Below are 242 nucleotides of genomic sequence, written 5' to 3' on the forward strand. Positions count from 1 at the left end.
GCCGAAGTCGGCCCGCTGTGGGACCAGCCCCCCGGTTGCGTAATCATCGCCAACCACCAATCCAACTACGACCTGTTCGTGGTGGGCCAGGCGGTGCCACGACGCACCGTGGCCATCGGCAAGAAGAGCTTGGGCTGGGTGCCGCTGTTCGGCCAGCTGTTCTGGCTGGGCGGCAACGTGCTGATCGACCGCAAGAACAGCTACCAGGCCCGCAAGGCGCTGCAGGAAACCACCCGCGTGCT

General features: G+C 66.1%; 1 protein-coding gene. It reads left to right on the forward strand.

Translation table 11 applies throughout. From position 1 onward, the window contains the following. Positions 1–242: lysophospholipid acyltransferase family protein (locus R0J88_RS22890; protein ID WP_410901301.1), on the forward strand; the 242-nt coding region annotated here is incomplete at both ends.

The organism is Pseudoalteromonas sp. SIMBA_162, from assembly GCF_046535955.1.
In the GTDB taxonomy this organism is placed as follows: domain Bacteria; phylum Pseudomonadota; class Gammaproteobacteria; order Enterobacterales; family Alteromonadaceae; genus Pseudoalteromonas; species Pseudoalteromonas marina.